This window comes from Methylobacterium sp. J-048, from assembly GCF_022829515.1.
Classification (GTDB): Bacteria; Pseudomonadota; Alphaproteobacteria; order Rhizobiales; family Beijerinckiaceae; genus Methylobacterium.
The window spans coordinates 22914-37193 of record NZ_JAKSYL010000150.1; the positions used below are offsets into that span (position 1 = coordinate 22914).

10 protein-coding genes are annotated in these 14280 nt (G+C 69.5%); 3 read left to right on the forward strand and 7 right to left on the reverse strand.

The annotated features are described in order from the left end of the window. Nucleotides 1-25: 25 nt before the first annotated feature. From coaD to MKL09_RS14625, 3 genes are all read right to left on the reverse strand, one after another. The gene (coaD, locus tag MKL09_RS14615; protein WP_244021127.1) at nucleotides 26-529 is read right to left on the reverse strand and encodes a pantetheine-phosphate adenylyltransferase; all 504 of its coding nucleotides are present in this window, start codon (nucleotides 527-529) and stop codon (nucleotides 26-28) included. A 61-nt stretch (nucleotides 530-590) separates the two neighbouring features. Beyond that, nucleotides 591-3374 carry a DNA gyrase subunit A gene (gene gyrA / locus MKL09_RS14620; RefSeq protein ID WP_244021128.1) on the reverse strand — a complete coding sequence of 928 codons (2784 nt, stop codon included), beginning with the start codon at nucleotides 3372-3374 and terminating at the stop codon, nucleotides 591-593. A gap of 176 nt (nucleotides 3375-3550) precedes the next feature. Continuing rightward, on the reverse strand, nucleotides 3551-3853 hold the full coding sequence (locus MKL09_RS14625) for a hypothetical protein (protein ID WP_244021129.1): 303 nt from the start codon (nucleotides 3851-3853) through the stop codon (nucleotides 3551-3553). Between the two features lie 226 nt (nucleotides 3854-4079). Here MKL09_RS14625 and MKL09_RS14630 point away from each other — a divergent pair, with 226 nt between their 5' ends. Both MKL09_RS14630 and MKL09_RS14635 read left to right on the forward strand, forming a co-directional pair. Further along, nucleotides 4080-4931: a S49 family peptidase gene (locus MKL09_RS14630; RefSeq protein ID WP_244021130.1), complete on the forward strand. Its 852-nt coding sequence runs from the start codon at nucleotides 4080-4082 to the stop codon at nucleotides 4929-4931. Between the two features lie 616 nt (nucleotides 4932-5547). After that, a complete protein-coding gene (locus MKL09_RS14635) occupies nucleotides 5548-7257 on the forward strand; it encodes a methyl-accepting chemotaxis protein (RefSeq protein ID WP_279605881.1) in 1710 nt (569 codons plus the stop codon). A gap of 267 nt (nucleotides 7258-7524) precedes the next feature. Here MKL09_RS14635 and MKL09_RS14640 read toward each other — a convergent pair whose 3' ends face one another. Then, entirely contained in the window at nucleotides 7525-9243 is a 1719-nt protein-coding gene (locus tag MKL09_RS14640) for a methyl-accepting chemotaxis protein (protein WP_244021131.1), read from the reverse strand. 302 nt (nucleotides 9244-9545) lie between these two features. Next, complete coding sequence (locus MKL09_RS14645; protein WP_244021132.1) at nucleotides 9546-10415, reverse strand: NAD(P)-dependent oxidoreductase; 870 nt, start codon at nucleotides 10413-10415, stop codon at nucleotides 9546-9548. Nucleotides 10416-10525: 110 nt separating this feature from the next. Here MKL09_RS14645 and MKL09_RS14650 point away from each other — a divergent pair, with 110 nt between their 5' ends. Further along, complete coding sequence (locus tag MKL09_RS14650; protein ID WP_244021133.1) at nucleotides 10526-11551, forward strand: P1 family peptidase; 1026 nt, start codon at nucleotides 10526-10528, stop codon at nucleotides 11549-11551. A 31-nt stretch (nucleotides 11552-11582) separates the two neighbouring features. Here MKL09_RS14650 and MKL09_RS14655 read toward each other — a convergent pair whose 3' ends face one another. Continuing rightward, entirely contained in the window at nucleotides 11583-11864 is a 282-nt protein-coding gene (locus MKL09_RS14655; RefSeq protein WP_244021134.1) for a hypothetical protein, read from the reverse strand. After that, the gene (locus MKL09_RS14660) at nucleotides 11861-14248 is read right to left on the reverse strand and encodes a response regulator (RefSeq protein ID WP_244021135.1); all 2388 of its coding nucleotides are present in this window, start codon (nucleotides 14246-14248) and stop codon (nucleotides 11861-11863) included. Before MKL09_RS14660 ends, MKL09_RS14655 begins: the two co-directional genes overlap by 4 nt. Nucleotides 14249-14280 lie beyond the last annotated feature (32 nt).

The window sequence follows — 14280 nt, forward strand, 5'->3', positions numbered from 1 at the left end:
GGTTCCTTCCAGAAACGTCAGGGGATCAGGCGGTGGCGGCGAAGCGCTGCCGGAGGCGGTCGGCGACGGCCGCGGGCACGAAGGGCGAGACGTCCCCGCCCATGCCGGCGATCTGGCGCACCAGCGTCGCGGTGATCGGGCGCGCCTGCGTCGAGGCGGGCAGGAACACGGTCTGCACCCCGGGCGCCATGGCGCCGTTCATGCCGGCGAGCTGCATCTCGTAGTCGAGATCCGTGCCGTCGCGCAGGCCGCGGATGAAGATCGAAGCCCCACAGCGCCGTGCCGCCGAGACCGCGAGGTCCGCGAACGTCGCGATCTCCAGCGTCGCGCCCTCGGCCTGCGCCACCGGCCCGCAGGTCTCGGCGAGCAGGGCGGCGCGCTCCTCGGCCGAGAACAGCGGCGCCTTGCCGGGATGGACGCCGATGGCGATCACGAGGCGGTCCACCAGCCGGCAGGCCTGGCGGACCACGTCGAGATGGCCGTTCGTGACCGGATCGAACGAGCCGGCATAGAGGGCGGTGCGGGTCATCGAGGCCCGACCTAGAGCATTTTTGCGCGGGACGGAACCTCGGGGTGCGCGGGCCGAAGCCTCACACCGCCTCGGCGCCGTCCTCCGGACCAGCTTCGGGGCCGCCCTCGATGCCGCCGTCCAGGCCGCCCTCGGCGCCGGCTTCGGTCTCGTCCTCGCCCACGATGTGCTCCACCGACACGACCTTCTCGTCCTTGGCGGTGTTGAACACGGTCACGCCCTGCGAGGCGCGGCCGACGATGCGGATGTCGTCCACCGGCACCCGGATCAGCTGGCCGCGGTCGGTGACCAGCATGATCTGGTCCGTGGCCTCGACCGGGAAGGAGCCGACGAGGCTGCCGTTGCGGTCGTTGACCCGCATGGCCGTGATGCCCTTGCCGCCGCGGCCCGAGGTCCGGTACTCGAACGACGAGGAGCGCTTGCCGTAGCCTCGCTCGGACAGGGTGAGCACGTATTGCTCGGCCGCGCCCATCTCGGCGTAGCGCTCCTGGGAGATCGCGGCGGCCTCGGTGCTGCCCTCCTCGGCCTCCACCTCGACGCCCTCCTCCTGTTCGCCGGTGACGGCCCGGCGCATCTTCAGGTAGCCGGTCCGCTCCTCGGCGCTGGCGTCGAAGGCGTTCAGGATCGTCATCGAGATGACCCGGTCGTCCTTGGCCAGGAGGATGCCGCGCACGCCGGTCGAATCGCGGCCCTTGAACACGCGCACGTCCTCCACGGGGAAGCGGATGCACTGCCCCATCGCCGTGGTCAGCAGCACGTTCTGGTCCGGCCGGCAGATCTCAACATGGACGATGTGGTCGCCCGGATCGAGCTTCATGGCGATCTTGCCGTTGCGGTTCACCTGGACGAAGTCCGACAGCTTGTTGCGCCGGACGTTGCCGCTGGCGGTGGCGAACATCACGTCGAGGGTCTCCCAGGACGCCTCGTCCTCGGGCAGCGGCATGATCGTGGTGATGCGCTCGGAGGTGTCCTGCAATTGCAGGATGTTCACCAGCGCCTTGCCGCGGGCGTTCGGGGCGGCCATCGGCAGGCGCCAGACCTTCTCCTTGTAGGCCTGGCCCTGGCTGGAGAAGAACAGCACCGGCGTGTGGGTGTTGGCCACGAACAGGCGGGTGACGAAATCCTCGTCGCGGGTCGCCATGCCCGAACGGCCCTTCCCGCCCCGGCGCTGGGCCCGGTAGGTCGAGAGCGGCACGCGCTTGACGTAGCCGGCATGGGACACGGTCACCACCATGTCCTCGCGGGCGATCAGGTCCTCGTCGTCGACGCTCGAATCGTAATCGACGATCTCGGTCCGGCGCGGCGTGGCGAATTGCTGCCGCACCTCGAGGAGTTCGTCCTTCACGATCGTCTGGATGCGGGCGCGCGAGCGCAGGATGTCGAGATAGTCGGCGATCTCGTCGGCCAGGGTCTTCAACTCGTCGCCGACCTCGTCGCGGCCGAGCGCCGTGAGGCGCTGCAGGCGCAGGTCGAGGATGGCGCGGGCCTGGGTCTCGGACAGGCGGTAGGTGCCGTCCTCGGCGACCCGGTGGCGCGGGTCGTCCACCAGCGCGATCAGCGGCGCGATGTCATGGGCCGGCCAGTCGCGGCCCATCAGGGCCTCGCGGGCCGTGTTCGGATCGGGCGAGGTGCGGATCAGCCGGATCACCTCGTCGATATTGGCGACCGCGATGGCTAGGCCGCACAACACGTGGGCGCGCTCCCGGGCTTTGCCGAGCAGGAACTTGGTGCGCCGGGAGACGACCTCCTCGCGGAAGTCCACGAAGGCCTGGAGCAGGTCTTTCAGGTTCATCAGCTCCGGCCGGCCGCCGTTGAGGGCGACCATGTTGCAGCCGAAGGAGGATTGCAGCGGCGTGAACCGGTAGAGCTGGTTCAGCACCACCTCGGCCATGGCGTCGCGCTTGATCTCGACCACGATGCGCATGCCGCTGCGGTCGGATTCGTCGCGCAGGTCCGAGATGCCCTCGACCCGCTTCTCCTTCACGAGCTCGGCGATCTTCTCGACCAGCGTCGCCTTGTTCACCTGATACGGGATCTCGGTGAAGATCAGAGCCTCGCGCTCCTTGCGCAGCTCTTCGACATGCGACTTGGCGCGCATGATCACCGAGCCGCGGCCGGTGGCGTAGGCCAGCCGGGTGCCGGCCCGGCCGAGGATCATGCCGCCGGTGGGGAAGTCCGGCCCGGGGACGATCTCGGTGAGCTGCTCGATGGTGAGCCCCGGATCGTCGATCAGCGCCATGCAGGCGTCGATCAGCTCGCCGAGATTGTGCGGCGGGATGTTGGTCGCCATGCCGACCGCGATGCCGCCGGCGCCGTTGGCCAGGAGGTTCGGGAACCGGGCCGGGAGGACCTTGGGCTCCTCCCGCGATTCGTCGTAGTTCGGCTGGAAGTCGACGGTGTTCTTGTCGATGTCGGACAGGAGCGCGGTGGCGGGCTTGGCCAGGCGCGATTCGGTGTAGCGCATGGCCGCCGGCGGATCGCCGTCGACCGAGCCGAAATTGCCCTGCCCGTCGATCAGCATCAGGCGCATGGAGAAGTCCTGCGCCATCCGCACCAAGGCGTCGTAGATCGATTGGTCGCCGTGCGGGTGGTAGAGACCGATCACGTCGCCGACGATGCGCGCCGACTTGACGTATTTCCGCTCCGGCAGGTGCCCGGATTCGAAGGCGGAATACAGGATGCGGCGGTGCACCGGCTTCAGGCCATCGCGCGCGTCGGGAAGCGCGCGGCTCACGATCACGCTCATGGCGTAATCGAGGTAGGAGCGGCGCATCTCGTCGGTGATGGAGACGGGGCGAATGTCGCTGGCGGGCGGGGTGGTGCCCGTCGGATCGGTCTCGGCCAAGGAAGTACCCGTTATCAGGCCCGGAGGGGCGGTGCTGGCGACCGTCCCGGTGACGCGCGGAGCGCCCGGACGGCCTTGCGGAACAGCAGTGATATCAGGTGGTTAAATAAGCTTTTCCGCGCCCGCGCACAAGGCTGCGCCCCGGACCGTTCCGGCCGGGGCGCGGGCTGCACGCTTCAGTAGAACGTCGGGTGCCGCGGGCCGAAATGGCGGCGATACGCGATGGGCCGCCGGTGCCCGTGGTGACGGTGCCAATGGTGGCGGCGGTGCCAGAAATGGCGCCGGTGATGCCAGTGGCGCCGCCAATGATGGTGCCGGTGCCAGTGGCGTCGGTAGTGCCAGCGGGCGAGCTGCACCGCCGGAGCGGGCGCCGCAGCCTCGGCGGCGGCCGGGACCGGCAGGGGCGCCGCCCGCGCGGGGGCGCCGGCAAGGCCCCCGATCAGCGCGGCGAGCAGGACCAGGATAGGCCAGGGTCGCATCGTCTCTCTCCCGTGTGAGCCCCCGGCGGCGCGCAGCCGATCCGGGCCGGCACGAACCGCGCGCCGCAGGCAGGAACCGCCAAGGTCGGCAAACGGTTCGATCCGCTCTGACTGCGCAGACGGACAGGGTTACCGGGACCTCCTGTCTCGTTTCCCTTGCGCGCGGCGCCGGAAAACCCAATTCGGGCGGCAGCACTCCCGTTTCCCGCGCTGTCCAAGAGCCTCCATGCCGTTCGCCCTTCCTAACGCCCTCCGAGCCTTCTTGCCGCGCCGCTTCCGCGACCGTCGCCCGCGGGTCGCCGTGGTCCGGCTCTCCGGCACGATCGGGGCGGTCTCGCCGATCCGCCCGGGACTCTCGATCGGCGGCGTGGCGGGCAGCCTGGAGCGGGCCTTCACGATGCCCGGCATCAAGGCGGTGGCGATCGTGATCAACTCGCCGGGCGGCGCGCCGGCGCAGTCGCACCTGATCCACCGCCGCATCCGGGCGCTGGCCGAGGAGAAGAAGCTCCCGGTCGTGGCCTTCGTGGAGGATGTCGCGGCGTCGGGCGGCTACATGATCGCCTGCGCGGCCGACGAGATCGTCGCCGACCCGACCTCGATCGTCGGGTCGATCGGCGTGGTCTCCGCCGGCTTCGGTTTCCAGGGCCTCCTGGAGAAGATCGGCGTCGAGCGCCGGGTGCACACCCAGGGCGAGGCGAAGTCGATGCTCGACCCGTTCCGCCCGGAGGACCCGGCCGACGTGGAGCGCCTGAAGCGCCTCCAGGCCGACATCCAGGACCTGTTCACCGGCCTCGTCACATCCCGGCGCCCGACCCTGTCGACATCCGAAAACCTGTTCACCGGCGCGGTCTGGACCGGCCGCCAGGCGCTGCCCCTCGGGCTGGTCGACGCGCTCGGCGACGTGCGTTCGACCATGCGGGCGCGCTTCGGCGACACGGTCGACCTGCGGCTCGTCGCCGAGGCCAGAGGCGGGCTCCTGTCCCGCCTGCTGCGCCGGGGCGGGGCGCCCGGCGGGATCGCCGAGGGCGCGATGGCCGCGCTGGAGGAGCGCGCCGCCTTCGCCCGCTTCGGGCTGTGACGCCGGGGCGTCGATTCTTCGACACGCGCAGGGTGCGGGCTCGTCTCCCTGGGCGACCCGCGATTGACGCATAATCAAAGATTGCACGGGTTATAATGATATCTCGGCGTGCATCTATAGGGTCGAGTTTGCATGCTTGATGCCCAGATAAGCATAAAACGGGCAAAAAGCTCACAGTTGTCATAAATATTTGTTTTAAAACCGATGTATATTGTATTGATTGGGCGCAGGCGTTGCCTTGATTCAATTTTATTAATCTGTATGATGTCAACAATAGAGCAATTTTGATTTCGGTGACTAAATTGTTCAATCGGCGTAAGCAGCATACGCCCGTCGAAACGGCGGCGCCGCAGGATGGTGTCTTTGCACCCTCAGGGGATTACTCCTCGGATACTCCGGCCGAATACATGCGTGTTTTGGATGCGGATGCCAGCTTGTCTGGTATCGACGACGCCTCGTTCCGGTTCGGGGATACCGCAGCCGCCCTCGTGATCGCCTATCTCTCGCCGCATGTCGATTTCCGGAGAATCGTCACGCAACTCGCCGCCAAGGCGGGGACCACGCCGGTCGTCGCCGTGACGACGGCGGGCGAATTGTCCAATCCGGCGGCTCGCGCTTGTACCATCCCGCGCCCGAGACCTGGGGGACCGTGGTCGTCCAGGTGCTCTCGGCCGGGCTCGTCGGCCGGGTGAGCATCCACAGCGTCCCCCTCAACAGCGAAGACATCCGTTCCGGGCGCGTCGCCCTGACGCGCGACGAGCGGGTCGGACGGATTTCGACGGCCCTGAAGGCGATCGACCTTCCCTTCCCGGTCAACTACGCCGACACATTGGCCCTGACCTTCATCGACGGTCTCGCCGTGAGCGAGGAATACGTGATGGAGGCGATCTACCAGGTCGGACGCTTTCCCTGTCCGTTCGTGGGCGGTTCCGCCGCCGGAAAGTTCGATCTGGTCCAGACACTGATCTTCGATGGACAGAAGGTGCTGGAGAACCACGCCGTCTTCTGTTTTCTGAAGATGCGGCCCGGCAAGCGCTACAGCATCTTCAAGACCCAAAACTTCCGCAAGTCGGATCTGTCCTTCACGGTGGTCGATGCCGTCGCCGAGACGCGAACCGTCCGGGCCATCATCGATCCGAAAACGGGCGACGTCGTGCCGTTCGTCGCGGCGCTGAGCAAGGCGCTCGCGGCGAAGCCGACCGACCTGCTGGCACGCTTGGGCAAGCGAACCTTCGGGATCGATATCGAGGGCGAGCTGTTCGTGCGTTCGGTGGGCGTGATCGACGTGGAGACCGGCTCCGTCTCATTCTACTGCGACATCAACATCGGCGACGAGCTGTTCCTCCTCGATGCGAACGACTTCGTGGGCGAGACGCAGAAGGCGATCGCGGCCTTCCTGCGCGACAAGCCGAATCCGGTTGGCGCCATCCTCAACGATTGCATGCTGCGCCGGGTCAACAATCCGGAGCAACTGGCCGACATGGCCGGCCTGTGGGACATGCCGGCTGCGGGCTTCTCGACCTTCGGCGAACTGTACGGGATCAACATCAATCAGACGCTCTCGGCGATCGTGTTCTTCGACCCCGGCGACGCGTCGTTCCATGACCCGATGATGGATATCTTTCCCGTGCATTACGGGCGGTACCAAAACTATTTTACGCTCTGCCGCCTCAACCGGCTGCAGATCCTCAATCGGCTCCGATCGGACATCATCGGCAACATCACGAGCTATCTCGATTTCATCGGCACCATCGAGAGCTCGCTGCAAGAGGTGACCGGCATCACCGCGCTGATGGACGGCATCCGCCGCACGATCCTGGCCCACGGGGCGCAGGGGAGTACGAACGGTGACAACGCCGCCCTGCTCGCGGACGAGTTTCGCGCCCTCAACGACGCCATGACCGGACTGCGCGCGGTGCTCGGCGTGATCGGCGGGATCACCGGCCAGACCAACCTCCTGGCTCTGAACGCGACCATCGAGGCGGCCCGCGCGGGATCGGCCGGACAGGGATTCGGCGTGGTCGCCGGGGAGGTCAAGAAACTCGCCGGCGATACCAGGACGATCCTCAAGCGATCCGAGGGCTCGATCAGCGACATGGAGGTGTCCCTCTCGAAGCTCGGCGGCATCATCGCCGACACGCGGCAGGCCTTCGCCTCCGAGGCACAGCGCTACAAGGAGACGATCGGCGAGGTGGAAAACATTTTCGTGCATTCGGACGTGATCGAACGGTCCCTCGGCGGCCTCAGCGGCGCCATCAAGCAGCAGCGAGAGCTGACCGACAAGATCAAGCAGAACATCGGCCTGCTTCGGGCCCTGGATCGCTGAAACCCTCGACCCTGCCGCACCCTTCGTCGCGTCCGGAGCGTGCACCGCAATCCCGACCGCGGGGGCGACGCGAGGTGGGATCGGTCCGGAATGATACGGCCGCCGCTCGATCGAAGCGGAAGCCAAGCGGGGTTCCGTCAGCGCTCTCTGACGCCGAACCGGCCTTCACGTCGGCGGCGAGCGCTCGCGCAGGCATGCAGGGAGGCGCATTCGCCCGTCCGCTGCCCGGACAGGCAACGAACACGGGTAACCGGTTCATCCTGTGCGCTACGCGGCCACCTGCGCGAGAAACCGTTCGATCTCCCCTTCGAGGTCGGCCGCGACCGTGTCGACGCTCTGAGCCGCCACGGTCACCGTGGCCGCCATCCGGGCGGAACGCTTCGCGGCATCGGCTACCGTGATCAGTCCGGCGGCGATCACCTCGGTGGCGCCGGCCGTATCGGCGACGTTGCGCGAGATCTCCGCGGTCGCCGCGCCCTGGGCCGTGACCGAGATGGCGATCCCGCCCGTGGTCTCGCGGACCGTCCGCATGCGCGCGCCCATCTGGCCGATCGCCGCCACGGTCGCCGCCGTCGAGGATTCCACCGCGGCGATCTGGCCGCCGATCTCCTCCGTGGCCCGAGCGGTCTGGTCCGCCAGCGCCTTCACCTCGGCGGCCACGACCGCGAAGCCCCTGCCGGCCTCACCTGCCCGGGAGGCTTCGATCGTGGCGTTCAGCGCCAGCAGGTTGGTCTGGCCGGCGATCTGGCGGATCAGCCCGACGACGTCGCCGATGCGGCCCACGGCAACGGACAGCGCGCCGATCTTCGTGCTCATCGCGTCCGCTTCCGCCGACGCATCGGCCACCAGCGATTCGGCCTTGTCGAGCTGCGTGCCGATCTCGCCGATCGAGGCGGACAATTCCTCGGCCGCGCTCGCCACCGTCTGAATCCTGGCCGAGGTCTCGTGGGAGCTCCGCTCGGTCTTCGCCACGGCGACCTCGGCCTCGGCGGAGCTGGCCACCATCTCGTCGGCCCGCATGCGCATCTCGCCGGTGCTCGTGGTCAGCGAATCCTTGAGCACCACCACCTGACCGCGGAACGCCTCGATGGCGTGGTCGAGATCCGCCCGGCGCCGTGCCACGTCCGCCGCCGCCGCGCTCTGCCTCTGCTCGAGGTCCCGCGTCCGCAGGCCGACGCTGCGCAGCACTTCGAGGGACCGGGCGACGGTGCCGATCTCGTCGCCGCGCTGGGCATGGGGGATCGCGGTCTCCAGATCGCCCGTCGCCAGCGCTTCGATCCGGGCGGAGATCGCGGTGAAGGGCCGGAACAGGCGCGGCGCGATCAGCCCGATCAGCGCGCAGGCGAGCACCGCGATGGCCAGGGCGGCGATGCTGACGGTTGTCATCGTCCCCGTATAGGCGTCGAAATACATCTCGATCGGCAGGCCGATGAACAGGATGCCGTTGACCGTCCCGGCCGCATCCACGGTCGGCTGGTACACCGTGTAGAAGCGGCGCCCGAACAGGGTCGCCGGGCCCTCGTAGGTCTGGCCGGCATGCATCGCGGCCTGGGCCGGGTGATCCGCCGCGAGATTGGTGCCCACGGCGCGGGTGCCGTCTTCGCGGCGCACGGTGGTCTGGCGTCGCACGAAGGTGTTGGAGGCCGGCTCGTAGCTGAAGACCGTGGCGACGCCGCCGGAATAGGCCACCGCGTCGTCCGGGACGGTCGCGTCCGCGAAGTCCGAAAGGCTCGGCGTCACCACCCTGGCAACCCGCGAGCCCGTCAGGTCAGCCTTCGTCCCGGGCACGTGCCCGGCCATCAGGAGCGCTAGCGTGCGCAGGTTGTGCTCGCCGTTGGTGCGCTGCTGCTGCTCCATCTGCGACCAGGTCTGATGGGAAACGGTGATCCAGAGTGCCGCCGTCGTCAGCGCGACCGCGAGCATCGCAAGGAGAATCACCTTCGTGGACAGCATCATCGCGTGCAGCGACAGACGGCGGTGAATCATGGGCCTGATCCGATTGAGAGCACCTCACGAAACGCCCCGGACCCCAAAGCTTTTTCTCCGCGCAGGACGGCGGAGAGGGCGTTTTGTGAGACGTTCTTCGGCATACGCTCCACCGCCGCGATCGTCGGTCGACCCTGTCGTCAGCGCATCGTCCTGGATACCGGATCCAGGACGATGCGCCGGGTCTTCGGTTTTGGTGCGTCTCTTTCCGAACGGCGGCGATCAGCTTTCGGAAGGAGACTCTCGAAGTCACTTTATCTATCGAACTTGTATCTCAGATGCGAGGCACCGTCCGCGCCGTTTCAGCTGCGCCCGGACCGTCGCGCCGAGACCCGGGCCAGAGCGGCGAGGTCCTTCTCGCCGTCGCCGTGGCTGATCGCTTCGATCAGCCCGTCGCGCAGGACGCTGGCAAACGGCATCGGCACGCCCGCGCCCTCCGCCGCCTGGAGGGCCAGCCGCACGTCCTTGGCGCCGAGCTTCAGGCCGAAGCCCGGCGGCTCGTAGCGGTTCTGGGCGATCGAGGCGCCGTAGCCCTTGTAGACCGGCGAGGCGAACAGCGTGTTGGTCATCAGGTCGAGGAAGTCGGCGCCCGCGACCCCGTGGCCCTTGGTGAGCGCGCAGGCCTCACCCATGGCCTCGATCGCCGAGATCAGCATGAAGTTGCCGGCGAGCTTGACCGCGTTCGCCCGCGACGGCGCGTCGCCGAAGGGCCAGATCCTGGCGCCCATGGCGTCGAGCAGCGGCGCGGCCCGCTCCAGCGCGGCCGCATCGCCGGCCGCCACGATGTTGAGCTTGCCCGCCTCGGCCACGTCGGGCCGCCCGAAGACCGGCGCGGAGACGTAAGGAACGCCGGCCCGCTCGTGCACGGCGGTGAGCTGCCTGGCCAGCGCCACCGAGATCGTGCTCATGCCGATATGCAGGCCGGGGCGCTCGGGCCGGTCGAGCAGGCCGCCCGCCACGATCACCGCCTCCAGCGCCGCGTCGTCGGCCAGCATGGTGACGACCGCATCCCCGGCAAACGCCTCCGCGGCGCTCGCCACCGGGGTCACGCCCTCGATGCCGCGGGCGCCCTCGGGCGAGCGGTTCCAGGCCCGGACCCGGTGGCCCGCCCGCGCGAGGTTGGCCGCCATGCCGCGGCCCATCCGCCCCAATCCGATGAATCCGACGTCCATGCCGTGCTCCTCGACGCGATCTGCCGCCATGCCGTATGGATCACCCGGACCGGGTTTCAACGGCGCCAGCGGGGATTTGCGCGGAACGCCGAGCGTGGCAAGCTGGATCGATGGCGCGCAATTGCATTGCAGACATTCCCGGCCTGCGGGTCGGCCACGCCAGCGACCTCCGGATCGCCAGCGGGGTCACCGCGATCCTGTTCGACGCCCCCGTCATCGCCTCGGTGGACGTGCGCGGCGGCGGCCCGGGCACCCGCGAGACCGACCTGCTCGATCCCGAGCGCACGGTGGAGCGGATCGACGCCCTGGTGCTCTCGGGCGGCTCGGTCTTCGGGCTCGACGCCGCCGCCGGCGTGACCGCCTGGCTCGCCGAGGCCGGGCGCGGCTTTCCGGTCGGCCCGATGCGGGTGCCGATCGTGCCGGGCGCGATCCTGTTCGACCTGCTCAACGGCGGCGACAAGGACTGGGGCCGCTACCCGCCCTATCGCGAGCTGGGTTTTCTGGCCGCCGCCGCCGCGTCGGACGACTTCGCCCTCGGCTCCGTGGGGGCCGGCACGGGCGCGCGCACCGGGCGCCTGAAGGGCGGGGTCGGCTCGGCCTCGGCGACCGTGCCGGGCACCGGTTTCTCGGTCGGCGCGTTGGCGGCGGTCAACGCCTTCGGCAATGCGACCATCGGCGACGGGCCGCATTTCTGGGCCGCGCCGTTCGAGCAGGCGGACGAATTCGGCGGCCTCGGCTCGCTCGCCCGGGTGCCGGCCGACGCCCTCGCCTTCCCGGCCCGGACGCTGCCCGGCGCGGCGACGACGCTCGCGGTGGTCGCCACCGACGCGGCCCTGACCAAGGCCCAATGCCGGCGCCTCGCGGTGGCCGCGCAGGACGGCCTCGCCCGCGCCCTGGTGCCGGCCCATACGCCCCTCGACGGCGACCTCGTCTTCGCGGTCGCGACCGGCGCCGTGCCGCTGGCCGACCCGGTGGCCGATCTCGCCCGCCTGGGCGACGCCGCCGCGCGGGTGCTGGCGCGGAGTGTGGCGCGCGGGGTCTATTGCGCGACGAGCCTGCCGGGCTACGCGGCGGTGGCGCCGCTGTCGATCATGGGCCTGCCGCCGGCCTGGCGGGATCTGTTTGGCGGAGCATGAGCCCGGCGCGGGCGCTGCGCCGATGCGATGGTCAGATCTCCCCGCGCGCATCCGCGATCAGCTGCGCCAGCCCGGCATCGACCTCCTCGCCGAGCATCTTGCGCTCGGCGTCGGTGAGATCCTTGGCCCAGCTGGTGCCGCCAAAGCCCTCCGCGCAGCGCGCCCGCTCGGAGGCGATGTAGGCCTCGGTCTCGGCGGGCTGCGTCTTCATCGCGTGGACGAGGCCGAACCACGCTGCCCGCTCCACCACCGCCAGCCGCGCCCGCAGGCGGATCGCCGCCGCCTTGTCCGGATCGATCCCGTTGTCGCTCATGGTGTCTCTCCCACATCGTTCTCGGCGAGCCGCTCGATCAGGCCCTGGAGCCGGCCCGGGACCGGCTCGGCGGTCGAGCGCGCGTAGAGCACCCGCAACTGCCGGCCGATCTCGGCGAGGCTCATGGAGCCCTTGGCGATCACCCGGTCGGCGTGGGCGCCGAGGCTCGCCTTCTCGGCGCTGGTGATCTCCTTGGCGGTGAGCACCACCACCGGCACGTCGCCGTCCGGCCGGGCGCGCAGGGCCCGCAGGAAGCTGAACCCGTCCATCTCGGGCATCATCAGGTCGAGCAGGATCAGACTCGGGCGCGTCTGGCTGACCCGCTCCAGGGCGATCCGGCCGTTCTCGGCCTCGTCCACGGTCCAGCCTTCGCGGCCCAGCGACCGGCGCAGGCGCTCGCGGGCATCCGGGTCGTCGTCGACCACGAGGACGCGCGCCTCCCCGGGCCCTTCCGGGCGGTAGCGCTCCATCATGCCCTTCAGCCGGTCCCAGTCGATCGGCTTGACGAAGTAGTCGGTGGCGCCGAGCGCCTGGCCGAGCCCCTGCTCGGCCACCACCGAGGTCATGATCACCGGCGTGCCGGCGAGATCCGGATCGTTGCGCACGGCGTGCAGCACCGCCCAGCCGTCCATGCGCGGCATCTCGACATCGAGCAGGATCGCCCGCGGCTTGAGCGCCCGGGCGAGCGTCAGGCCGGCACGCCCGTCATTGGCGGTGCGGACGTGGAATCCCTCGCGCTCGAGGAAGCGCTGGAGCAGCTCCCGGGCGGCCGGGTCGTCGTCCACCAGCAGGACCGTCTCGTGCTGCTCGTGCGGCTCGACCGCGGCCGCCGCGGCCTCGGCGGCGATCTCCTGCGGCTCGTCCTCGGCCTTGAGCACCGCGGGCAGGCGGACCGTGAAGGTCGCGCCCTGCCCTTCCGTGCTGGTCACGGCGATGTCGCCGCCCATGGTCTGGCAGAACGCCCGGGTGATCGCGAGGCCGAGGCCGGTGCCGCCGAACTGGCGCGTGGTCGACTCGTCGGCCTGCACGAAGCGCTCGAACAGGCGGCCGATCTGCTCCTGGCTCAGCCCGATGCCGGTATCGGTCACCGCGAAGGACAGCCAGTCCGCCCCGTCCTCCCGGTGGCGGCGCACCGCCAGGGTGACGGTCCCCGTCTCGGTGAACTTGGCGGCGTTGCCGATCAGGTTCAGGAGGCACTGGCGGATCTTGGTCTGGTCCTGGTGCATCGCGCCCAGCTCGGCACCGTCCGCGTCGAGGACGAAGCGGTTGCCCTTCTTCTCCACCAGCGAACCGGTGGCGTCGGAGACGTCCCGGAGCAGGTCCGACACCGAAAACGTCTCGGCCGAGGCGGTCATGCGCCCGGCCTCGATCTTGGAGATGTCGAGCACGTCGTTGATCAGCGACAGCAGGTGCCGGGCCGCCGCCTCGATCTTGCGCAGGTCCGGCAGCAGGGCGGCCTGGCCGATATCCTCCAGCTCCTCGCCGAGCATCTCCGAATAGCCGATCACCGCCGAGAGCGGGGTGCGCAGCTCGTGGCTCATGTTGGCGATGAACTGGCTTTTCGCCCGGTTGGCGGCTTCCGCCGCCTGGCGCGCCCGCTCGACCGCCTCCTCGGCCTCCTTGCGGTCGGTGACGTCGACGCAGGTGCCGACCCATTCCCGCAGGGTGCCGTCCTCGGCGAGCACGGGCACGCCGCGCACCTCCATGGTGCGCCACGCGCCGTCGTAGCGGAGCAGGCGATACTCGACCTCGTAGGGCTTGCGCGCCTCGACGCAGGCGGCCCAGGCATCGGCGGCGTGGCCCCGGTCGTCGGGATGGACCGCGTCGACCCAGCCCCAGCCCTGGTAAGCCTCCTCGCTCTGGCCGGTATAGGTGCTCCAGCGGACCTGGGGCGGCATCAGCTCGCCCACCGCGTTGGTGTTCCAGATCACCGCCGCGGAGGCGTCCACCAGGGCCCGGAAGCGCTGCTCGGAATCGCGCAGGCGGTCCTCGACGGCGCGGCGGCGGGAGATGTCGGTGTTGGTGCCGTACCAGCGCAGGATGTTGCCCGCCGCGTCCCGGTGCGGCAGGGCCTTGGACAGGAACCAGCGGTAGATCCCGTCCTTGCCGCGCAGCGGGAACGTGTCTTCCCAGGACTGGCCGAGCATGATCGCCGCCCGGAAGCGCTCGGTCACGGCCTCGACGTGGTCGGGATGGTGGACGGCGCGCCAGCCCCAGCCGCGCATCTCCTCCAGGGTGCTGCCCGTGTAGTCGTACCAGCGTTGGTTGTACCAAACGATGGTCCCGTCGGCCTCGGCGATCCAGGCGAGCTGCGGCAGCGTCTCGGCGAGATTCCTGTAATCGGCATCGGTGACGACGCCTCGGCCGCCCTCGGATTCGCTCATCGGCCCGCCGGTATCCCGTCTCGCGCGCCCCG